Source organism: Streptomyces sp. NPDC006368 (genome assembly GCF_040612535.1).
Lineage (GTDB): Bacteria > Actinomycetota > Actinomycetes > Streptomycetales > Streptomycetaceae > Streptomyces.
The window spans coordinates 17,980-39,188 of the sequence record NZ_JBEXQK010000054.1 but is presented as its reverse complement, the minus strand read 5'-3'; the positions used below and the strand labels follow the sequence as shown (position 1 = coordinate 39,188).

At 73.2% G+C, this 21,209-nt stretch carries 18 protein-coding genes; 13 read left to right on the top strand and 5 right to left on the bottom strand.

Annotated elements, in window-relative coordinates; genetic code table 11:
• Positions 1–181: 181 nt before the first annotated feature.
• Positions 182–3,511: a S41 family peptidase gene (locus tag ABZZ38_RS27585; protein WP_356744764.1), complete on the bottom strand. Its 3,330-nt coding sequence runs from the start codon at positions 3,509–3,511 to the stop codon at positions 182–184.
• Between the two features lie 155 nt (positions 3,512–3,666).
• Here ABZZ38_RS27585 and ABZZ38_RS27580 point away from each other — a divergent pair, with 155 nt between their 5' ends.
• Both ABZZ38_RS27580 and ABZZ38_RS27575 read left to right on the top strand, forming a co-directional pair.
• The gene (locus ABZZ38_RS27580) at positions 3,667–4,239 is read left to right on the top strand and encodes a TetR/AcrR family transcriptional regulator (protein WP_356744762.1); all 573 of its coding nucleotides are present in this window, start codon (positions 3,667–3,669) and stop codon (positions 4,237–4,239) included.
• A gap of 105 nt (positions 4,240–4,344) precedes the next feature.
• The gene (locus ABZZ38_RS27575) at positions 4,345–6,525 is read left to right on the top strand and encodes an MMPL family transporter (protein ID WP_356744760.1); all 2,181 of its coding nucleotides are present in this window, start codon (positions 4,345–4,347) and stop codon (positions 6,523–6,525) included.
• A gap of 31 nt (positions 6,526–6,556) precedes the next feature.
• Here the strand turns inward: ABZZ38_RS27575 and ABZZ38_RS27570 are convergent, their stop codons facing one another.
• On the bottom strand, positions 6,557–6,940 hold the full coding sequence (locus tag ABZZ38_RS27570) for an SsgA family sporulation/cell division regulator (RefSeq protein WP_356744758.1): 384 nt from the start codon (positions 6,938–6,940) through the stop codon (positions 6,557–6,559).
• 155 nt (positions 6,941–7,095) lie between these two features.
• On the opposite strand from ABZZ38_RS27570, the gene ABZZ38_RS27565 reads away from it, so the two are divergent.
• The 5 genes from ABZZ38_RS27565 to ABZZ38_RS27545 are packed head-to-tail and all read left to right on the top strand — an operon-like array spanning position 7,096 to position 11,424.
• Complete coding sequence (locus ABZZ38_RS27565; protein WP_356744756.1) at positions 7,096–8,136, top strand: energy-coupling factor ABC transporter permease; 1,041 nt, start codon at positions 7,096–7,098, stop codon at positions 8,134–8,136.
• Between the two features lies 1 nt (position 8,137).
• Positions 8,138–8,899 (top strand): cobalt ECF transporter T component CbiQ, encoded by a 762-nt coding sequence (gene cbiQ, locus ABZZ38_RS27560; protein WP_356744754.1) that lies wholly within the window; start codon positions 8,138–8,140, stop codon positions 8,897–8,899.
• Positions 8,887–9,693: an ABC transporter ATP-binding protein gene (locus ABZZ38_RS27555; RefSeq protein ID WP_356744752.1), complete on the top strand. Its 807-nt coding sequence runs from the start codon at positions 8,887–8,889 to the stop codon at positions 9,691–9,693. Before cbiQ ends, ABZZ38_RS27555 begins: the two co-directional genes overlap by 13 nt.
• A gap of 11 nt (positions 9,694–9,704) precedes the next feature.
• On the top strand, positions 9,705–10,910 hold the full coding sequence (locus tag ABZZ38_RS27550) for a serine hydrolase domain-containing protein (protein ID WP_356744750.1): 1,206 nt from the start codon (positions 9,705–9,707) through the stop codon (positions 10,908–10,910).
• Between the two features lie 22 nt (positions 10,911–10,932).
• Entirely contained in the window at positions 10,933–11,424 is a 492-nt protein-coding gene (locus ABZZ38_RS27545) for a peptidylprolyl isomerase (RefSeq protein ID WP_356744748.1), read from the top strand.
• Positions 11,425–11,523: 99 nt separating this feature from the next.
• Here the strand turns inward: ABZZ38_RS27545 and ABZZ38_RS27540 are convergent, their stop codons facing one another.
• From ABZZ38_RS27540 to ABZZ38_RS27530, 3 genes are all read right to left on the bottom strand, one after another.
• Positions 11,524–11,943 (bottom strand): hypothetical protein, encoded by a 420-nt coding sequence (locus ABZZ38_RS27540; RefSeq protein WP_356744746.1) that lies wholly within the window; start codon positions 11,941–11,943, stop codon positions 11,524–11,526.
• A gap of 152 nt (positions 11,944–12,095) precedes the next feature.
• Complete coding sequence (locus ABZZ38_RS27535; protein WP_356744744.1) at positions 12,096–13,751, bottom strand: penicillin-binding transpeptidase domain-containing protein; 1,656 nt, start codon at positions 13,749–13,751, stop codon at positions 12,096–12,098.
• A 122-nt stretch (positions 13,752–13,873) separates the two neighbouring features.
• Complete coding sequence (locus ABZZ38_RS27530; RefSeq protein WP_356744742.1) at positions 13,874–15,613, bottom strand: phospholipid carrier-dependent glycosyltransferase; 1,740 nt, start codon at positions 15,611–15,613, stop codon at positions 13,874–13,876.
• Between the two features lie 73 nt (positions 15,614–15,686).
• On the opposite strand from ABZZ38_RS27530, the gene rsmI reads away from it, so the two are divergent.
• The 6 genes from rsmI to ABZZ38_RS27500 all read left to right on the top strand — a co-directional run bounded on the left by rsmI (position 15,687) and on the right by ABZZ38_RS27500 (position 21,207).
• A complete protein-coding gene (rsmI, locus tag ABZZ38_RS27525; RefSeq protein WP_356744768.1) occupies positions 15,687–16,556 on the top strand; it encodes a 16S rRNA (cytidine(1402)-2'-O)-methyltransferase in 870 nt (289 codons plus the stop codon).
• 143 nt (positions 16,557–16,699) lie between these two features.
• On the top strand, positions 16,700–17,131 hold the full coding sequence (locus ABZZ38_RS27520; RefSeq protein WP_356744740.1) for a hypothetical protein: 432 nt from the start codon (positions 16,700–16,702) through the stop codon (positions 17,129–17,131).
• Positions 17,132–17,162: 31 nt separating this feature from the next.
• Positions 17,163–18,032 carry a TatD family hydrolase gene (locus ABZZ38_RS27515; protein ID WP_356744738.1) on the top strand — a complete coding sequence of 290 codons (870 nt, stop codon included), beginning with the start codon at positions 17,163–17,165 and terminating at the stop codon, positions 18,030–18,032.
• Positions 18,033–18,131: 99 nt separating this feature from the next.
• Entirely contained in the window at positions 18,132–19,451 is a 1,320-nt protein-coding gene (locus tag ABZZ38_RS27510; RefSeq protein ID WP_356744736.1) for a ubiquitin-like domain-containing protein, read from the top strand.
• A complete protein-coding gene (gene rsmA, locus ABZZ38_RS27505; RefSeq protein WP_356744734.1) occupies positions 19,448–20,311 on the top strand; it encodes a 16S rRNA (adenine(1518)-N(6)/adenine(1519)-N(6))-dimethyltransferase RsmA in 864 nt (287 codons plus the stop codon). Before ABZZ38_RS27510 ends, rsmA begins: the two co-directional genes overlap by 4 nt.
• Positions 20,308–21,207 (top strand): 4-(cytidine 5'-diphospho)-2-C-methyl-D-erythritol kinase, encoded by a 900-nt coding sequence (locus ABZZ38_RS27500; protein WP_356744732.1) that lies wholly within the window; start codon positions 20,308–20,310, stop codon positions 21,205–21,207. The genes rsmA and ABZZ38_RS27500 overlap by 4 nt, the downstream gene beginning before the upstream one ends.
• Positions 21,208–21,209 lie beyond the last annotated feature (2 nt).

Here is a 21,209-nt window from a genome sequence, read left to right as displayed (position 1 = left end):
CGCCGACGCGCAGGAGCCGCAGCCCGAAGCCGCAGCCGAGTCCGCCACCCTCGCCGATGCCGAGGAGCCGCAGGCCGAGCCCGCCACCGAATCGGCCCACCCCGGGCAACGGCACCGCACCCACGAACCCGAGGCCCGCGCAGCGGCACCGCGCAGAACTGCGCTCCCGGCGCCGGGTGCGTCAGGGGCGTGGGGGGAGCGGGGGGCGCCGGAGGTCGGGGACCTGGGAGTAGTCCGGGGGGCGGGACGCCGGGTGCGTGGCCAGGAGCTTCAGGGCCAGCTCCACCGCGTCGGAGAGCTGGCGGTGACGCCCCTCCGCCCAGTCCAGCGGGGTGCGCAGGATCTCGATGTCCGGGGCCACCCCGTGGTTCTCGACGGACCAGCCGTACTCGTCGAACCACGCCGCGTTCATCGGCACGGTGATGACCGTGCCGTCGCCGAGGCGGTGGCGGCCGGTCATGCCGACGACGCCGCCCCAGGTGCGCTGGCCGACGACCGGCCCGAGGTCGAGCAGCTTGAACGCGGCCGTGATCATGTCGCCGTCCGACGAGGTGGCCTCGTCCGCGAGGGCGACGACCGGGCCGCGGGGGGCGTTGGAGGCGTACGAGACGGGCTGGGCGTTGCGGGTGAGGTCCCAGCCGAGGATCCGGCGGGTGAGCGTTTCGACGACCAGTTCGCTGATGTGGCCGCCCGCGTTGCCGCGTACGTCGACGATGAGGGCGGGCCGGGAGACCTCCAGGCGCAGGTCGCGGTTGAACTGGGCCCAGCCGGAGCCTCCCATGTCGGGGATGTGCAGGTAACCGCAGGCGCCGCCGCTCAGTTGCCGTACCACTTCGCGCCGTTTGGCGACCCAGTCCTGGTAGCGCAGGGGTCGCTCGTCGATGAGGGGGACGACGGCGACGCGGCGCGAGCGCCCTTCGCCTTCGGCGGGGCGGAAGGTCAGTTCGACGGTGGTGCCGCCGGCCGCGGCGAGGAGCGGGTAGGGGCCGGTGACGGGGTCGACGGGGCGGCCGTCGACGTGGGTGAGGACCGCGCCGTCGCGGATGCCCGTACCGGCCAGGGGGGAGCGGGCCTTGGAGTCGGAGGATTCGCCGGGCAGGATCCGGGTGACGACCCACTGCCCGTCGCGGCAGGCGAAGTTGGCGCCGAGCAGCCCGATGGCCCGCTGGTAGTGCGGGGGTCCTTCGTTGCGGCGGGCGGGTGTGACGTAGGCGTGGGACGTGCCGAGTTCGCCCAGTACCTCGCGCAGCAGGTCGGCGAACTCGTCGGGTGTGGCGACCCGTTCGACGAGGGGGCGGTACTGGTCGAGGACCTCCTGCCAGTCGATGCCGCTCATCCCGGGGTCCCAGAAGTACGCGCGGGTGACGCGCCCGGCCTCGTCGTAGGCCTGCCGCCACTCCGCGCCGGGGTCCGCCTCGTGCTGGATGCGGCGGGCGTCGACGTGGACGGTGGAGTCGCTGTCGCCGACCTCGGTCGCGGGGACGGCGCGCAGGTCGCCCTCGTCGACGACGACGAGCCGCGTGCCGTCGCCGCTGACCGCGAACCAGTCGAGGTGGCCGACGAGTTCGGTCCTGCGGGCCTTGGCGAGGTTGAAGTGTTCGAGGGTGGGCCGCCCGGAGGTGTCCGTGGGGTTCGCGAACGTCTCGCCGAGCGCGCCGGAGATGGGCCAGCGCAGCCACACCAGGCCGCCGCCGCTCACGGGCTCCAGTGACGAGTACTTGGACGCGGCGACGGGGAACGGCGTGACCCGGTTCTCCAGGCCCTCGAACTCGACCACCACCGTCCCGTCGCCCTCCGCGGCCTCGTCGGCGAGGTCGAGCCCGCCGGCAGCGGGCCGTCCTTCCGGGGAGAGCGCGAAGGGGGAGGGGGTGGTGGAGGAGAGGGGCACGAGGTAGGGGCGGCAGCCCAGTGGGAAGGACAGGTCGCCGGTGTGCACGTCGTAGACGGGGTCGAATCCGCGCCACGACAGGAAGGCGAGATACCGGCCGTCTCGCGTGAAGACCGGGCTCTCGTCCTCGAAGCGGCCGTTGGTGACGTCGACGATCGTCCGGTCCTTGATGCGGGCGATCCTGATCCGGCGCAGGGACCGGCCGACGCCCGGGTGGGACCAGGTCAGCCAGGCGCCGTCCGGTGAGAAGGCGAGGTCCCGCACGGGGCCGTTGAGGGAGCGGACCAGCTCCGTGACGGGCCCCTCGCCGGGCCGCTCCGGCTCCTGGGAGGAGGCGCCCGTCTCCCGGGGCGCGTCACCACCTCCGGCCGCGCCGGACGGTTCGGTCTCCTCGGAGGTGTCGACCAGCAGGAGCCGCCCGTCGTGGGACGCGATGGCGAGCCGTTCCCCGTCCGGGTCGGCCACCATCTCCCGTACGTGCCCGAGCAGGCCCACCGCCAGCCGTCGGGGCGCGCGGTCGCCGCTGGCCCGGGGCAGGTGGGCGATCTCGATCGCCTCCTCGCCCTCCGCATCCGTGATGTACGCGATCCGCCCGCTGCTGCCGAGCATCTCCGGCTGCCGTACCCGTACGCCCGGGGTGTCGGCGATCGTCCGGGCCGGCCCGTCGCGGTGCGTGAGCCAGTACAGGCTGCCGCGAACGGAGACGGCGCTCGCCCGCCCGGTCTCGTCGACGGAGACCGCGTCCACGTTGCCGGCGGCGGGCACCTGGTGGCGGCGCCGGCCGGTGCGCGGCCCGCCGAGCCGTACGGCCAGCTTGCGCGGTACCGAGTCGGGCGTCAGCGCGTCGACGATCCACAGGTCGCCGGCGCACTGGTAGACCACGCGCCGCCCGTCGGTGGAGGCGTGCCGGGCGTAGAAGGCGTCGTGGTCGGTGTGGCGGCGCAGGTCGGTGCCGTCCGGCAGGCAGGAGTACAGGTTGCCGACGCCCTCGTGGTCGGAGAGGAACGCGATCCGGCCGTCCACGAACATCGCGCAGTCCAGATGGCCCCCGATGTCCGGCAGCAGCCGCTCGCCGTGGAGCCAGAGGCGGCCCATGGCGCCGCCCCGGTACCGCTTCCACGCGGCGGGCTCGTGCGGCGGCTTGCCGGTCAGCAGAAGGGTGAGGTGGCGCCCGTCGACGTCGGCGACCGCGATGTCGGAGACGGGCCCCCAGGGCAGCCGCTTGCCGGGGGAGCCGTCGACCGGCACTTTGTAGGCCCACGAGAAGTGGGAGAACGGCTGTCCGTGCGAGGCGACCGCGAGGATGTCGCCGTCCGGGTTCCAGCCGCACACGCGCGTGTCGAGGGACCCCCAGTAGCTCAGCCGCCGCGCGGGCCCGCCGTCGACGGGGGCGAGGTGGATCTCGGGGTCCAGGCTGCGCCAGCTCGTGAACGCGATGTGCCGCCCGTCCGGTGAGAAACGCGGGTGGCCGACCCTGGTGCGGTCGACGGTCAGCCGCCAGGCCCGGCCGGGCGGATCGCCCTCCGGCACGAGCGGGGCGATCCACACGTCGTCCTCGGCCGCGAAGCACAGCAGGTCGTCGTGGAGGTGGGGGTACCGGAGGTAGGCGCCGTCACTGCTCACACAGCCATGCTTTCCGCGCGGGCGGGCCCCGGCAACTCGACCGCGTGTTCCCGTGACATGGGCCACGTCCGTACGAAACCGTTTCGTTTCGCTCGTGCGAGCGAGTACCGTCTGGGTGTACGAAACCGTTTCGTCTCGATGGGAGGTCGACCACCATGGCCCGCGGCAGGCTCACCCCGGAACGCGAGTCCGAGCTGTACGGAGCCGTGCTCGACCTGCTGCGCGAGGTCGGCTACGACGCCCTCACCATGGACGCCGTCGCCGCCCGCACCCACTCCAGCAAGGCCACCCTCTACCGCCAGTGGGGCAGCAAGCCCGAGCTGGTCGCCCACGCCCTGCGGCACGACAAGCCGGTTGACATCACCGAGATCGACACCGGTTCGCTGCGCGGTGACTTCCACGAGCTGCTCGCGCGTTCCGACGACTGCCAGATGGAACGGGACTCCGCGCTGATGCGGGGCCTCGCCCATGCCGTCCACGACAACCCCGACCTGCTCCAGGCGCTGCGCGACCTGCTCATCGAACCGGAGATGACCGGACTCGACCAGGTCCTGCGGCGCGCGGTCGACCGCGGGGAGGTCGACCCCGCCAACCCGGCACTCACGCTTGTTCCCCACATGCTGATCGGTGCCTTCGTCGCCCGCCCCCTGGTCGAGGACCGCCCGGTGGACCGGGCGTTCCTCACGACGTACGTCGATGCCGTGGTGCTCCCCGCCCTCGGTGTCTGACCCCGTCCCCTCCCCGATGTCCCGCACCACCTGACACGTACCGCTCACGCTGTCGGGCCGGCTCCCCACGCCCATGTCCGTCCACAGATCCGGGAGTACGCCCCCGTGGCCACGTTTCTCCACCGACTCGGCCGGCTCGCCTTCCGGCGACGCCATGTCGTGACCCTCCTCTGGGTCGCGCTGCTCGCACTCGCGGGCGTCGGCGCCTCCTCGGCGCCCGTCGCGACCTCCAGCTCCTTCTCCATACCCGGCACGGAGGCCCAGAAGGCCTTCGACCTCCTCGAAGAGCGCTTCCCGGACGCCGGTGCCGACGGCGCCACCGCCCGTGTCGTCTTCAAGGCCCCCGACGGCCGGACGATGACCGACCCGGGCAGCAGGGCCACCGTCGTCAAGGCCGTCGACGCGCTCCGGGCCGGCTCCGGCCAGGTCGCCTCGGTCACCGACCCGTACACCGCCAAGGCGGTCTCCCGGGACGGCTCGACCGCCTACGTCCAGGTCTCCTACAAGGTCAGCGGCATGGAGCTGACCGACGCCACCCGCGAGGCGCTGGAGAAGGCCGCCGACGACGCCCGTGACAGCGGCCTCACCGTCGAGATCGGCGGCGACGCGCTCCAGACGGTGCCGAAGACCGGTGCCGGCGAGATCGTCGGCGTCGTCATCGCCGGAATCGTCCTCGTCATCACCTTCGGTTCCCTCGTCGCGGCCGGACTGCCGCTGCTCACCGCGCTCATCGGCGTCGGCATCGGCGTCTCCACGATCACGGCGCTGGCGAGCGTCCTCGACCTCGGCTCCACCACCTCCACGCTCGCGATGATGATCGGCCTCGCGGTCGGCATCGACTACGCGCTGTTCATCGTCTCCCGCTACCGCGCGGAGCTCGCCGAGGGCCGTGACCACGAGGAGGCGGCCGGGCGGGCGGTCGGCACGGCCGGATCCGCCGTCGTCTTCGCCGGGCTCACCGTCGTCATCGCCCTCGCCGGCCTCGCGGTCGTCAACATCCCGATGCTGACGAAGATGGGGCTCGCCGCCGCCGGCACCGTCCTGATCGCCGTCCTCATCGCGCTCACCTTCATCCCGGCGCTGCTCGGGTACGCGGGCAAGCGCGTGCTCGGCCGCAAGGCCCGCAAGGCAGGCCACGAGCCCGCGGAGGAAGGCGCCGCGGAGGAGCGGCCCAACATGGGCACCCGCTGGGCCCGGTTCGTGCTGCGCCGCCCGCTGGTCGTGCTCCTCGTCGGAGTGCTCGGCCTCGGCGCCATCGCGCTGCCCGCCGCGTCGCTGGAGATGGGTCTGCCCGACGACGGCGCGCAGCCCACCTCCACCACCCAGCGCCGCGCGTACGACCTGCTGTCGGACGGGTTCGGGCCGGGGTCCAACGGCCCGCTGATGGTCGTCGTCGACGGCGACAAGGCCGCCGCGGACCGTACCGCCACCGGCATCAAGGGCCTCGAAGGCGTCGCGGCCGTCACCCCCGCCATGCCCAACAAGGCCGGTGACACGGCGATCATCACCGTCGTCCCGAAGGACCGCCCCTCCTCCGCCGGGACCGAGGAGCTGGTCCGCTCCATCCGGGACACCACCGGGGACGACGTCCTCGTCACCGGGGCGACCGCGATGAACATCGACTTCTCGCAGAAGATGAACGACGCGCTGCTGCCCTACCTGGCGCTCGTCGTCGGCCTCGCCTTCCTGCTGCTGATGGTCGTCTTCCGGTCCGTCCTCGTCCCGCTGAAGGCCGCGCTCGGCTTCCTGCTGTCGGTGGTCGCCGCGCTCGGCGCGGTCGTGGCCGTCTTCCAGTGGGGCTGGCTCGGCTCGCTCTTCGGCGTGGAGCAGACCGGCCCGATCATGAGCATGATGCCGATCTTCATGGTGGGCGTGGTCTTCGGGCTCGCCATGGACTACGAGGTCTTCCTCGTCACCCGGATGCGCGAGGCGTACGTGCACGGGGAGCGGCCCGGCCAGGCGGTCGTGACCGGCTTCCGGCACGGCGCCCGGGTGGTCACCGCCGCCGCGGTGATCATGATCGCGGTGTTCGCGGGCTTCATCGGCTCCGGTGAGCAGATGGTGAAGATGATCGGCTTCGGCCTCGCCATCGCCGTCTTCTTCGACGCGTTCGTGGTGCGGATGGCGATCGTCCCGGCCGTGCTGGCTCTGCTCGGCCGCGCGGCCTGGTGGCTGCCGCGCCTGCTGGACCGCGCCCTGCCGAACGTGGACGTCGAGGGCGAGGGTCTGCGCTCGGAGCGGGCCGACGCGCCCGAGGGCGGCGAGCGGGAGCTCGTCCGCGCCTGACGCCTTTGCCGTCCGTCACGCCGTCATCGCGTCACCGCGTCATCGGTGACGCGGTGACGGCGTACGTACGCCGCAGGAAGCGCAGCAGCGCCGTGGAGTCGAACTGCACCATCGCCACGGCGCCGGCGGAGTGCAGCTCCACCACCGTCTGCACCCGTCCGCACGGCCAGATGCCGACGTCGCCGCGCCGGGCCGGGGCGCGCAGCCCCGCCTCCAGCAGGGCGCGCGGGAACGTCCACGCGGTTCCGCCGGGGAAGACGAAGCGGACGGTGGCGGGCTCGACGTCCGGGTCGTAGCGCAGGGAGACGGGGACCGGGCGGGAGAGGGGGCCGTCACTGACGATCATCCCCTTGGCATGGACTTCGACCATGGGGTCCGTGTGCCCCTGGAGCGGGGCTTCTTCGCCGGGGGCCATCGTGTGACTCCTCACACTCACGTCATTTATCTCTAATGTCCCATTTTTTGACGGCGCGCGCCCGCCGGTTCTGTGACCCGTGCGCTCTTGCAAGCTGTTCGCAACAGGGCCCATCATCGAACGGTCCGCCAGCCTGTCCGAAAGTGGTCCCCGCCATGCATGTGCCCGACGGATTCATCAACGCGCCCGTCTCCGCCGCCGCGGGCCTCGCCGCCGCGGGCGCGGTCGTCGTGAGCCTGCGCGGGGCCCGCAAAGAGCTCGACGACAGGACCGCACCGCTCGCCGGGCTCATCGCGGCGTTCGTCTTCGCCGTACAGATGCTGAACTTCCCCGTCGCGGCCGGCACCAGCGGACACCTGCTCGGCGGCGCGCTCGCCGCCATACTCGTCGGCCCCTGCACCGGCGTACTCGTCATCGCCGTCGTCCTGCTCATGCAGGGTGTCCTCTTCGCCGACGGCGGCCTCACCGCGCTCGGCGTGAACATCACCGTCATGGGCGTGGTCACCGTCCTCACCGCCTACGTCCTCTTCCGCGGTCTGGTCATGGTCCTGCCGCGCACCCGCCGCTCGGTGACCGTCGCCTCCTTCGTCGCCGCGCTCGTCTCCGTACCGGCCGCGGCCACCGCCTTCACGCTGATCTACGCGGTCGGCGGGACCACCGACGTACCCGTCCCCAAGGTCCTCACGGCCATGGTCGGCGTCCACGTCCTGATCGGCATCGGCGAGGCCGCGATCACCACCGCGACCGTCGGCGCCGTCATCGCCGTACGCCCCGACCTGGTGTACGGGGCACGGGGCCTGACCGCACCGCTCAGGCTGCGCGTCGGCGGCGAGCTGGTCGACGCGCCGGCCGCGCCGGTGGCGGCCCCGGCGCGCTCCACCCGCCCGGTGTGGGCCGCGGGCCTGGCCGCCGCCGTCGTCCTGGCCGGATTCGTCTCCTTCTACGCCTCCGCCAGCCCCGACGGCCTCGAAAAGGTCGCCGCCGACCAGGGCATCGACCGGAAGGCCGAGGACCACGCCGCCAAGGACTCGCCGCTCGCCGACTACGGCGTCCGCGGCGTCACGGACGCCCGCCTGTCCGGGGGGCTGGCGGGCACCATCGGCGTCGGTGCCACGGTCGTCGTCGGCACGGGCGTCTTCTGGGCGGTGCGCCGCCGCCGTACCGACGCGGCGGCGCCCGTGCGGGAAACCGTCTGACATGGGCGCCGGCCACACCCACAAGCTCCACCGGCACGGGCACTCGCCCGTGCACGAGCTGCCGCCGCACTGCAAGCTGGCCGCCGTCTTCTGCTTCGTCGTGGTGGTCGTCTCCACACCGCGCGAAGCGGTGTGGGCCTTCGGCCTGTACGCGCTGCTCCTCGCGGCGGTCGCGGCGGTCGCCCGCGTCCCGGCGGGCTTCGTCCTGCGGCGGCTCGTGATCGAGATCCCGTTCGTCGCCTTCGCGTTCCTGATGCCGTTCGTCGTCCCCGGCGAACAGACCCACCTGCTCGGCGTCCCCCTCTCCATCCCCGGCCTGTGGGACGCGTGGAACGTCCTGGCCAAGGGCACCCTCGGCGTCGCCGCCTCCGTCCTCCTCGCCGCCACCACCGAGCTGCGCGCCCTGCTGCTCGGCCTCCAGCGCCTGGGACTGCCGCCCCTCCTCGTCCAGATCGCCTCCTTCATGGTCCGCTACGGCGACGTCATCACCGACGAGATGCGGCGCATGTCCATCGCGCGGCGCTCACGCGGCTTCGAGGCCAGGGGCGTACGCCACTGGGGCGTCCTCGCCAAGTCGGCGGGCGCGCTCTTCATCCGCTCCTACGAGCGCGGCGAACGCGTCCACCTGGCCATGGTGAGCCGCGGATACGCCGGGACCGTGCCGGTCATCGACGAGGCCACCGCCACCCGTGCCCAGTGGACCTCGGCGGCGGCCCTCCCGCTCACCGCCCTGCTCATCTGTCTGCTGGGATGGACCCTATGACCACGTCGTCCCCGTCGTCCGTGCCGATGTCCTTCGTCCCGTCCCTGGAGGTCCGCGGCCTCGCGTACGCCTACCCCGACGGCCACCAGGCCCTCTTCGGCGTCGACCTGACCGTCGAGCGCGGTGAGCGCGTCGCGCTGCTCGGCCCCAACGGCGCCGGCAAGACCACGCTCGTCCTGCACCTCAACGGCATCCTCACCGGGGGCGTGGGAACGGTGACGGTCGCCGGACTGCCCGTCGAGAAGGCCAACCTCGCCGAGATCCGCCGCCGCGTCGGCATCGTCTTCCAGGACCCGGACGACCAGCTCTTCATGCCCACCGTCCGGGAGGACGTCGCCTTCGGTCCGGCCGCGGCCGGACTGCGCGGCCCCGAACTGGACGCTGTGGTGCACCAGGCGCTGACCCGGGTCGGCATGGCGGAGTACGCCGACCGGCCGCCGCACCACCTGTCGTTCGGGCAGCGGCGGCGCGTCGCGGTCGCCACCGTCCTCGCCATGGAGCCGGAGATCCTCGTCCTCGACGAGCCGTCGTCCAACCTCGACCCCGCCTCCCGCCGCGAACTCGCCGACATCCTGCGGTCGTTGGACGTCACCGTGCTGATGGTCACGCACGACCTGCCGTACGCCCTGGAGCTCTGTCCCCGCGCGGTCGTCCTCAGCGAGGGCGCCATCGCCGCGGACGCCCCCACCGCGCAGCTCCTCGCGGACGAGGAACTGATGCGCGAGCACCGCCTGGAGCTCCCCTTCGGCTTCGACCCGTCCTCCCGGCCGACCCGGAACCCGGCCTCGCGATAGCGCGTTGCACCATGGGTGTGACCGGTCGTCGATCGCGAGAGGGAGCGTGGGACGTGGACGTCCAGGGCACGGTGCAGGCGGGCTTCGAGCCGGTCAGGGACGCGTTCGTACGCAACTTCGAGCAGCGTGGTGAACGGGGCGCCGCCGTCGCCGTCTACCGGGACGGCCGCAAGGTCGTCGACCTGTGGGCGGGCACCCGGGACGTGGACGGCACCGCGCCGTGGGCCGTGGACACCGCGCAGATCGTGCGCTCGGCGACCAAGGGCGTGGCCGCCGCCGTGCCGCTGCTGCTGCACCAGCGCGGCCAGCTCGACCTGGACGCGCCGGTCGGCACGTACTGGCCGGAGTTCAAGGCGGCCGGCAAGGAGCGGGCGCTGGTGCGCCACCTGCTGGCGCACCAGGCGGGCGTCCCGGTCGTCGACCGCCCGCTCACCGTCGCCGAGGCCGCCGACCCGGACACCGCCATGGCAGCCGTCGCGGCCCAGGCGCCCGTCTGGGAGCCGGGCACCGACCACGGCTACCACGCCCACACGTACGGCTGGCTCCTCAGCGGCCTCGTCCGCCGCGTCACCGGCCGCACCCTGGGCCGCTGGGTCGCCGAGGAGATAGCCCGCCCGCTCGGTCTGGACCTGTGGATCGGACTCCCCGCCGACGAAGCGCACCGCGTCGGCCGCGTCGGCCGGGTCGAGGAGCCCCCGACAGCGGCGGGCGGCGGCCTCAGGCTCCGCCCGAAGCGCTCGGTCGCCGACGCCTACGCCGACCCGTCCTCCCTCACCCGCCGCGCCTTCGGGGCGATCGACCCGGCGCCGGACGAGAACGACCCGGCGTACCGCGCCGCCGAACTCCCCGCGTCGGCGGGCATCTCCACCGCCCGCGCCCTGGCCCGCTTCTACGCGGCGACCCTCGGCCCCGTCGACGGCCATCGCCTCTTCGCCCCGGCGACCCTCGCCATGGCCCGTACGGAGGAAGCCGTGGGCCCGGACCGGGTGCTGGTCGTCTCCACCCGTTTCGGCCTCGGCTACATGCTCCACGGCCCGGCGTGCCCGCTGCTGTCGCCCGGCTCCTTCGGCCACCCCGGACGCGGCGGGTCCCTCGGCTTCGCCGACCCGGCGTCGGGCATCGCGCTCGGTTACGTCACCAACGGCATGCGCAAGGGCGTCACGGCCGACCCGCGCGCCCAGGCGCTCATCCGCGCGGTCCGTGCGGCGATCCGCTGAGCCCGCCTTTAGGGTGTCCCTCATGGGTAACAACGTTTTCTTCGACATCACCATCGACGGCGAGCCGGCCGGCCGGATCGTCTTCAAGCTGTACGACGACGTCGTCCCCAAGACGGCGCGCAACTTCCGCGAGCTGGCCACCGGCCAGAACGGCTTCGGCTACGAGGGCTCCGGCTTCCACCGCATCATCCCGGACTTCATGCTCCAGGGCGGTGACTTCACCGCGGGCAACGGCACCGGCGGCAAGAGCATCTACGGCGAGAAGTTCGAGGACGAGAACTTCCAGCTCAAGCACGACCGCCCGGGCCTGCTGAGCATGGCGAACGCCGGCCGCAACACCAACGGCTCGCAGTTCTTCATCACGACGGTCGTCACCGACTGGCTCGACGGCAAGCACGTCGTCTTCGGCGAGGTCGTCGAGGGCATGGACCTGGTGAAGCGCATCGAGTCCCTCGGCAGCCGCGCCGGCACGCCGAGCGCGAAGGTCACCATCGCCACGTCCGGCACGGTCTGATCCCTCGCCCTGACGCACGGCACGAACACGGCACGGCACGCGGGACCCGTCCCGCGTGCCGTGCCGTGGCGTCTGCGTCCCCCCGGGGGGGTACGGCCGTCAGGCCACCGGCTGACCGGTGAGCAGGCCGAGGAGCTGGTCCATCTCGGCGCGCCAGATGCGGTGCACGTTCATCCGGGTGGGCTGTGGGCGCCCGGGGAGCTGGAAGCGGAACGAGCTCCATATGGCGTTGCGCTTCACATCGCCGATCATCCCCGCCACCTGGGCGGGCGGAAGGGCGAACTCGATCTCCTGAGGACGGTTGCTCATCCGGCTCGCCTTGTGGATGACCACGCTCTGCTCGGTCACGGTGATGAAGTAGTACGTCAGGAACGCCTGACCGATCAGACCGAGCATGCTCATCAGCCACACGCTCGGGCCCGCGACGGCCTGGATGGTGACGAGCGGCCGGTCGCCCGGGTTGGCCTGCGCGATGGCGGCTGCCACCTGCTCCTGAATGGTGGCCTTCTTGATGGCCATGGGTCCTCCACTGAGCGGAATATGCGCCCCCGCTTCGAGGGCACCGCAGAGTACCGCCCCGCGCTCACGGTCTGTCAGCCACCCACCGGGCGGGGCGGGAGGAGTGCTCACGGGCCGCCCGCCGGCGTGGTCGTACGCGTCCTGAGCCGGCGTCACCGCGCCTTGAGCACGGAGGCCACCAGCGGGCCCGCCGCGTCACCGCCGTGTCCGCCCGACTGGACGACCGCCGCGGCGGCCAGGTTGTCGGCGTACCCGGTGAACCAGCTGTTGGACGTGGACTGGGCGTCGACCTCCGCGGAGCCGGTCTTCGCGCCCTTGTCGGCCGTGCCGAGCCCCGACATGGCGGTCGCGGCGGTGCCGTTGCCGGTGGCCGCGGCGCGCATCATGTCGCGCAGGGCGCCCGCGACGGAGCCGGGGAGCGGCCGGGCGGTGGCCAGATCGCGGTCGTCCAGCGAGCGCGGCACGATGACGGGCTGGTGGAAGGACCCGCTCTTCACGGTGGCGGCGAGTGAGGCGACGTTGAGGGCGTTCATCGTGATCTTGCCCTGGCCGATGTACGAGGCCGCCGTCTCCGCCCCGCTGGACGGGGGCACGCTGCCGTCGGCGGACGGCACACCGGTGTTCCAGACCTCGCCGATGCCGAAGTACGCGCGGGCCGTGTCGCCCAGCGCCGTACCGGCGACGCCCTTGTCGTTCAGCGGTTTGACGGCCTTGATGAAGGCGGTGTTGCACGAGCGCCGGAAGCTGTCCCGCAGGGTGCCGCCGGGTATCTCGAAGTCGCGCAGGTTGTGGAAGGTTACGCCCTCCCAGGTGACGGTGGACGGGCACTCGACCGGGCTGTCGGGGCCCGAGGCCACGCCGTGGTCCAGCATCATCGCCGCCGTCACGATCTTCATCGTCGAGCCGGGCGCCTGCTGGCCCAGCATGGCGGTGTTGAACCCGTCGGCGGGGCTGTTCGCGACGGCCCGTATCGCGCCCGAACTCGGCTGGATCGCGACCACCGACGCCTGGCCGTACCGCCGCACCGCCCGTTCGGCGGCGGCCTGGACGCCCGCGTCCAGCGTGGTCGCCAGCTTGCCCGGCACGCCCTTGGAGAGCGTCAGGAGCGTCCGGTCGGCCGCGCCCTCGCCGGCGGCGTCGATCCACGTCTCGACGCCGGGCTTCCCGTCCGCCTCCGCGCCGTACTTCTTGCGCAGCTGGTCCAGGATCGGGCCGAGGGAGGGGTACTTCTCCGCCGTCAGCTCGACGCCGTTGTGGTCGACGGCCTTGACGGGCGGGTTCCGTGCCTCGCCGGTCCGCAGCGTGGTGCCCTCGGTGAGCTTCGGGTGGATCACCGCCGGCCGCCAGTCGACCAGCGGCCTGCCCGTCGTCACCCCCCGCACCACGGTGAGCTCCGAGGCGTACGCCCAGCGCTTCGACGCGCCGCCGTACGTCACCGTCGCGTCGACCGTGAACGGCACCTTGGTGCCCACCGGCCTGCCGGGGGTGATGACCGCCCGGGAGACGTGCGCCTCCTGACGGAACCCCCGCACGGCGGGCCCGGCGGTGGCGGCGGCGTTGGTCAGCTGCCCGGCCGTGTCGTCGTCGCCCTCCGCCCACGCCGCGAGGAAGTCCTTCGCGGTGCGCTCGACCTCCTCGGCCGTGACCGGCCCACGGCCCGCCCTGCCCTCCGCACCGGCGGCCTTGGTCGAGGCCGCGGTCGTCCCGGCCGTCAGGCCGTTCCACACGTTGTAGGCCCCGTACCCGACACCACCGACGACGACCGCGAACACGCTGCCGACGACGGCCGCCTTCGCTCCTCCGCGCATGCGTACCGTTCCCCCTCCCCGGGAACTTGCCTGAACACGTTCAAGCAAGTAACTCGCGCCACCCTAAAGGACAGCACTCACAAGGGAGACGGCCGTTACGGGAACGGAACCTCCGACGCGTGTCACACCCACGTATCCAGCCACATGCGCTCGCGCCAGTCGTCCATCGGGATCGACTGGCCCGTGTACAGCGGCCAGAAGTAGATGAAGTTCCAGATGATGAGCAGAACGAGCACCCCGGCCCCGACCGCTCCGATCGTCCGGCGCCGCTCCGCCGATCCCCGGGCGCCCGGCGGGCCGAGCACCGCCCCGAGCATCATCGCCACCGCCAGACACAGGAACGGCACGAACACCACCGCGTAGAAGAGGAAGATCGTCCGTTCCTGGTAGTGGAACCACGGCACCCACCCGGCCGCGATGGCGCACGCGATCGCCCCCGCCCGCCAGTCGCGCCGGAAGAACCAGCGCCACAGGACGTAGAGGACCGCGAAACACGCCGCCCACCACAGCAGGGGCGTACCGATCGCCAGCACCTCGCGCGCGCACTTCTCCGTCGCGTCCGCCGGGCAGCCGGCCACGCCCGCCGCCGGGTCCTCGTAGAAGTACGAGACGGGCCGGCCCAGCACGATCCAGCTCCACGGGTTCGAGTCGTACGTGTGACCCGACGTCAGCCCGACGTGGAAGGTGTACACCTCGGACTCGTAGTGCCACAGGCTGCGCCACCAGTCCGGGAACAGCCAGGACCACGCGCTGTCCCTGCCGTCCGTGGCCGCCCAGTTCCGGAAGTACCCCTTGTCCGTGAAGATCCAGCCGGACCAGGACACCAGGTACGTGACGATCGCCACCGGCACCGTCGAGACGAACGCCGGCACCAGGTCGCGCCGGGCCACCGCCGCGTACGGGCGGAAGGCACCCGCGGTGCGGCGCGCTCCCACGTCCCACAGGACCGTCATCACCCCGAACGCCGCCAGGATGTACAGGCCGTTCCACTTGGTGGCGCACGCCAGGCCCAGCGCCACCCCGGCGGCGATCCGCCACGGCCGCCACCCCAGGCGCGAGGTTTCCGCGACCGTCGCATCCGGCCGCAGCACCCCCTCCGCGTCCTCCGGCAGCGCCGCCGCGAGCCGCGCCCGCGCCCGGTCCCGGTCGATCAGCAGACACCCGAAGGCCGCCACCACGAAGAACATCACCACCAGGTCCAGCAGCGCGGCGCGGCTCATCACGAAGTGCAGCCCGTCCACGGCGAGCAGCGCGCCCGCCAGGCACCCCAGGAAGGTGGAGCGCAGCAGCCGCCGCCCGATCCGGCACAGCATCAGCACCGACAGCGTGCCGAGCACCGCCACCATGAACCGCCAGCCGAACGGATCGAAACCGAAGAGCCACTCCCCGAACCCGATCACCCACTTGCCGACCGGCGGGTGCACCACGTAACCCGGGTCCATGGGAACGGGCACCGCGTCGGGATTCCTCAGGATCGCCTTGTCGACGTCCTTCGGCCAGGCGCCCTCGTACCCCTGGTTGATCAGCGCCCAGGCGTCCTTCGCGTAATACGTCTCGTCGAATATCACCGCGTGCGGCCGGCCCAGGTTCCAGAACCGCAGAGTCCCCGCCACGAGCGCCACCAACAGCGGCCCGCCCCACGCCGAGAGGCGCACCAGCCGGTCCGCCGCCGTCGGCGGGACGCCGAGCACCGTCCACATCCGGTCCGAGGGCCGCGTGTACGGGGGCACCAGCCGCTCCCGCAGGCCGATCACCGGCCGCGAGGCGTAGCCGAAACGGCGCAGACGCCGCTGCCAGGAGGACTGACTCCTGAGATCCGCGGCGTCCTGCCCGCGCAGGGGCTTCTGAGCAGTACTGGTCACCGCGCCATCGTAGGGAACGCGCCTGTGCGCGTCGCTTGTCCGGGCTGCGAGGATGGCACCTGTGACAGGAACGGTGACCGGAACGCTCGTACTCGCAGGAACCCCGATCGGTGATGTCGCGGACGCCCCGCCGCGGCTGGCCGCCGAGCTGGAGACCGCCGACATCATCGCCGCGGAGGACACCCGGCGGCTGCGCCGGCTGACGCAGGCGCTGGGCGTGCACACGCGCGGCCGGGTCGTGTCGTACTTCGAGGGCAACGAGTCGGCCCGTACGCCCGAGCTGGTCGAGGCGCTCGCGGGCGGGTCGCGCGTCCTGCTCGTCACCGACGCGGGCATGCCGTCCGTCTCCGACCCCGGCTACCGGCTGGTCGCCGCGGCCGTGGAACGCGACATCAGGGTGACCGCCGTGCCCGGCCCCTCCGCGGTGCTGACGGCGCTCGCGCTGTCCGGGCTGCCCGTGGACCGGTTCTGCTTCGAGGGGTTCCTGCCGCGCAAGGCGGGCGAGCGGCTCGGCCGGCTGCGCGAGGTCGCGGACGAGCGGCGCACGCTCGTCTACTTCGAGGCGCCGCACCGGCTCGACGACACGCTCGCCGCGATGGCCGAGGTGTTCGGCGAGGACCGGCGCGCCGCCGTGTGCCGCGAGCTGACCAAGACGTACGAGGAGGTCCGGCGCGGCGGCCTCGGCGCCCTGGCGCGGTGGGCCGCCGACGGCGTACGCGGCGAGATCACGATCGTCGTGGAGGGCGCCGCGGACACCGGCCCCGGCGAACTCGACGCCGAGGAGCTGGTCCGCAGGGTGCGCGTGCGCGAGGAGGCGGGGGAGCGGCGCAAGGAGGCGATCGCCGCCGTCGCCGCCGAGACGGGACTGCCCAAGCGGGAGGTCTTCGACGCCGTCGTGGCGGCGAAGAACGCGGAACGGGCGGGCGGGCCCACCGGTCGGTAAAGGACTATCGTAAAAAAACAAAGAACAGACCGCGCGGCAGGCCTTTCGGCATGGGAAGCCTCAAAACCGGTCCATTTCTCGACATGCGCCGATGCGCTCCCGCCGGTAAAGGCGTCCACTGGCAGCAGTGGAAAGGAGCTGGCATGAGCGAGACCACAAGCACTCCTCCAGTGGCCCACGAGGCGTACTCCTTCGCCTGTATGAAGTGCGGATACGGCTGGGAGCAGGCGTACGACATCGAGCACCACACGGACTCCCGCGGTCAGGGGTTCGTGGTCTACAGAGCCGACGGGCACCGGGTCCCCTCACCGCTCTCCCACCCCACCTGCCCCAACTGCGAGTCGCACCGGCTGCGCATCATGCGCCCGGGCCGGGTCTCCTCGGTGCTGGACCTGATGGCGCAGGCGACGCCGGAGCCGAGGAAGAGCACCTCCCCCGCCGCCGAGCCGGTGTCCGCGGCAGGGCCCATTGGGCAGGAGGCCCGGAAGGAGCCCCCGACGGCGGAGGAGCCGGCACCGCGGGAGCCGCACCACTGGCACCTCTCCGACCTGCTGCGCCACTGGCACCGCACCTGAGCGGCCCTCCGGCCCTCGTACGATCGGGGGCATGAGTTCGAAGGACGCTCCGCCGCCGCTGCCCGAGCCCGTCGGGGTGCCGGTCGCCGATTCGCACACCCACCTCGACATGCAGTCCTCCACCGTGGAGGAGGCCCTCGCCAGGGCCGCGGCCGTCGGTGTCGACACCGTCGTCCAGGTCGGCTGCGACCTGAAGGGTTCGCGCTGGGCGGCGGAGACGGCCGCCGCGTACGCGCAGGTGCACGCCGCCGTGGCCCTGCACCCCAACGAGGCGCCGCGCATCGTCCTCGGGGATCCCGACGGCTGGTCGCGGCAGGGCGCCCGCGAGGGCGGCGGCGACGCGGCCCTCGACGACGCGCTCGCCGAGATCGACCGGCTCGCCGCGCTCCCGGAGGTCAAGGCCGTCGGCGAGACCGGCCTGGATTACTTCCGTACCGGCGCGGAGGGGATGGCCGCGCAGGAGCGCTCCTTCCGCGCCCACATCGAGATCGCCAAGCGGCACGGCAAGGCCCTCGTCATCCACGACCGCGAGGCGCACGCCGACGTCCTGCGCGTCCTCGCCGAGGAGGGCGCCCCGGAGCGGACCGTCTTCCACTGCTACTCGGGTGACGCCGACATGGCCCGCGTCTGCGCCGACGCCGGGTACTTCATGTCCTTCGCCGGCAACGTCACCTTCAAGAACGCCCAGCCGCTGCGCGACGCGCTCGCCGTCGCCCCGCTGGACCTGGTCCTCGTCGAGACGGACGCGCCGTTCCTGACGCCCGCGCCGTACCGCGGACGGCCCAACGCGCCGTATCTCGTTCCGATCACGGTGCGTGCGATGGCGGCGGTGCGGGGCATCGACGAGGAAGCCATGTCGACGGCGATCGCCGTCAACACCGCGCGCGCCTTTGATTACTGACCGATCACGATGACCGGCCGCGGCGCAGGGTAACGGTACGACGCTCCGTAGTCGAGTCGCTTTGGAGAGTGACGTACCCTCCGCTAGGGTCCCGGCCTCGTGACCACCTCGCAGGCCCGCCACCGAGCCCCCGCCGGCCTCCCCTCCGCGCCGCCCGCGCCGGGCCCCGCGCCGGAGGCCGCCCCGGCGCCCGCGCACCACGGCCTGCCCCAGCAGGGGGCCGGATCCGTCGTCGACCCCGAGGCGCCCACCCTCGCCGCCCTGCCCGCCGGCGGCCGGGCCCGGGCCCGCCGGGCCCGCCGGCGCCGCGCCACCGGGCCCGGCGGGCCCGACGGGCTGCGGCGCCTCGTCCCCCAGGCGCTCGTCGTCGCCTTCCTGGCCGGCGGCACCAGCGCGTTCGTCGCCAGCGACAAGGCCGTCCGGCTCAGCGTCGACGGCGTACCGCGCACCATGCACACCTTCGCCGACGACGTCTCCGAGCTCCTGGCCGACGAGAACCTGGACATCGGCGCGCACGACCTCGTCGCCCCCGCCCCCGGCACCGCCCTCGCCAGCGGCGACGAGATCGTCGTCCGCTACGGCCGCCCCGTCGCCCTCACCCTCGACGGGCAGCGCCGCCGGATCTGGACGACCGCCCGCACGGTCGACGAGGCGCTGCGCCTGCTCGGGGTGCGCGCGGAGGGCGCCCACCTGTCGGTCCCCCGCTCCGCCGCCATCCCACGGCACGGGCTCACCCTCGCCGTGCGCACCGAACGCACCGTGACCTTCATGGCCGACGGCCGCGAGCGCACCATCCGCACCAATGCCGCCACCGTCCGCGAGGCCGTCGAGGAGGCAGGCATCACCCTCAGCGGCGAGGACACCACCTCCGTACCGCCCGGCAGCTTCCCCCGCGACGGCCAGACGATCACCGTCCTGCGGATCACCGGCTCCGAGGAGGTGGCCGAGGAGCCCATCCCGTACGCGGTGGAACGGGTCCACGACCCGTCCCTGTACCGGGGCACCGAGGTCGTCGAACGCCAGGGCCGCACCGGCGCGCTCCGCGTCACCTACGCCGTGCGCACGGTCAACGGCGTCCGCCAGACGCCCCGCAGGATCGCCGAGGAGGTCGTACGGGAACCGGTCACCCAGCTGGTGAAGGTCGGCACCATGCCCAGGCCCGCCTCCGTCGCCGGCGCCGACCACCTCGACTGGGACGCCCTCGCCCGGTGCGAGTCCGGCGGCCGGCCCGACGCCGTCGACGCCTCAGGCACGTACGGCGGGCTGTACCAGTTCGACGCCGGCACCTGGCGGGCCCTCGGCGGACACGGCGTCCCCCAGGACGCCCCGGCCTCCGAACAGACATACCGGGCGAAGAAGCTCTTCGTGCAGCGGGGGCCGAGTCCGTGGCCGCACTGCGGCCGTAGGCTGTATCGGTGAGCACCACTGATCCCGACGCACTCCTCGGCCCCGCCGACATCCGTGAACTGGCCGCGGCGCTGGGCGTACGCCCCACCAAGCAGCGCGGCCAGAACTTCGTCATCGACGCCAATACCGTCCGGCGGATCGTGCGGACCGCCGAGGTGCGTCCCGAGGACGTCGTCGTCGAGGTCGGGCCCGGCCTCGGCTCACTGACCCTGGCCCTGCTGGAGGCGGCGGACCGGGTGATCGCGGTCGAGATCGACGACGTCCTGGCGGGCGCCCTGCCGGCCACCATCGCCGCCCGCATGCCCGCGAGGAAGGACCGGTTCTCCCTCGTGCACTCCGACGCGATGCACGTCCAGGAGCTGCCGGGACCGGCGCCCACCGCGCTCGTCGCGAACCTCCCGTACAACGTCGCCGTGCCCGTCCTGCTGCACATGCTGGAGCGCTTCCCGACCATCGAGCGCACCCTCGTCATGGTCCAGGCCGAGGTCGCCGACCGGCTCGCCGCCCGGCCCGGCAACAAGGTGTACGGCGTGCCGTCGGTCAAGGCCAACTGGTACGCGCAGGTCAAGCGCGCCGGCGCCATCGGGCGCAACGTCTTCTGGCCCGCGCCGAACGTCGACTCCGGCCTCGTCTCCCTCGTCCGCCGCTCCGAGCCGGTCAGGACCACCGCGTCGCGGCAGGACGTCTTCGCGGTCGTCGACGCCGCCTTCGCGCAGCGCCGCAAGACCCTGCGCGCCGCGCTGGCCGGCTGGGCCGGATCACCGGCCGCCGCGGAGGCCGCGCTGGTCGCCGCGGGCGTCTCCCCGCAGGCGCGGGGCGAGTCCCTCACCGTCGAACAGTTCGCCCGCATCGCGGAGGCCAAGGCAGCGTGACCGAGAGCATCACCGTACGGGTCCCGGCGAAGGTCAACGTCCAGCTCGCGGTCGGCGCCGCGCGCCCCGACGGCTTCCACGACCTGGCCAACGTCTTCCTCGCCGTATCGCTGTACGACGAGGTGACGGCGACCCCGGCCGACCGGCTGCGGATCACCTGCTCCGGCCCGGACGCCGGGCAGGTGCCGCTGGACGCCTCCAACCTCGCCGCGCGGGCGGCCGTCGCCCTGGCCGACCGGCACGGCATCGCCCCGGACGTCCACCTCCACATCGCCAAGGACATCCCCGTGGCGGGCGGCATGGCGGGCGGCAGCGCCGACGGCGCGGGCGCGCTGCTCGCGTGCGACGCCCTGTGGAACACCGGCGCCTCCCGCGACGAGCTCCTCGACATCTGCGCCGAGCTGGGCAGCGACGTGCCCTTCAGCCTCATCGGCGGGGCCGCCCTGGGCACCGGGCGGGGCGAGCGGCTGACGCCGCTGGAGGTCGGCTCCGCCTTCCACTGGGTGTTCGCGGTGGCGGACGGCGGCCTGTCGACGCCCGCGGTGTACGGCGAGTTCGACCGCCTCACGGCCGGCACCGACGTCCCGCCCCCGGCCGCGGCGCCCGCGCTGCTGGACGCCCTGCGCACCGGTGACGCGACCGCCCTGGCCGGCGCCCTCGCCAACGACCTCCAGCCCGCCGCCCTGTCGCTGCGCCCGTCGCTCGCCGACACCCTGGCGGCCGGCACGGGCGCGGGCGCCCTGGCGGGCCTGGTCTCCGGTTCGGGCCCGACGACCGCGTTCCTGGTGAAGGACGCGGACGCGGCGGACGCGGTGGCCGCCGCCCTGCTCGCCTCGGGCACCTGCCGCACGGCCCGCGTGGCGACGTCCCCGGCGCCGGGGGCGACCGTGGTGTGACG

Bases quoted from the DNA above. Each gene is read 5' to 3' on its own strand.
- ABZZ38_RS27580 (WP_356744762.1), top strand. From the start codon at position 3,667: ATGGCCCGCGGCAGGCTCACCCCGGAACGCGAGTCCGAGCTGTACGGA.
- ABZZ38_RS27570 (WP_356744758.1), bottom strand. From the start codon at position 6,940: ATGGCCCCCGGCGAAGAAGCCCCGCTCCAGGGGCACACGGACCCCATG.
- ABZZ38_RS27565 (WP_356744756.1), top strand. From the start codon at position 7,096: ATGCATGTGCCCGACGGATTCATCAACGCGCCCGTCTCCGCCGCCGCG.
- cbiQ (WP_356744754.1), top strand. From the start codon at position 8,138: ATGGGCGCCGGCCACACCCACAAGCTCCACCGGCACGGGCACTCGCCC.
- ABZZ38_RS27555 (WP_356744752.1), top strand. From the start codon at position 8,887: ATGGACCCTATGACCACGTCGTCCCCGTCGTCCGTGCCGATGTCCTTC.
- ABZZ38_RS27550 (WP_356744750.1), top strand. From the start codon at position 9,705: ATGGGTGTGACCGGTCGTCGATCGCGAGAGGGAGCGTGGGACGTGGAC.
- ABZZ38_RS27545 (WP_356744748.1), top strand. From the start codon at position 10,933: ATGGGTAACAACGTTTTCTTCGACATCACCATCGACGGCGAGCCGGCC.
- ABZZ38_RS27540 (WP_356744746.1), bottom strand. From the start codon at position 11,943: ATGGCCATCAAGAAGGCCACCATTCAGGAGCAGGTGGCAGCCGCCATC.
- ABZZ38_RS27535 (WP_356744744.1), bottom strand. From the start codon at position 13,751: ATGCGCGGAGGAGCGAAGGCGGCCGTCGTCGGCAGCGTGTTCGCGGTC.
- ABZZ38_RS27520 (WP_356744740.1), top strand. From the start codon at position 16,700: ATGAGCGAGACCACAAGCACTCCTCCAGTGGCCCACGAGGCGTACTCC.
- ABZZ38_RS27515 (WP_356744738.1), top strand. From the start codon at position 17,163: ATGAGTTCGAAGGACGCTCCGCCGCCGCTGCCCGAGCCCGTCGGGGTG.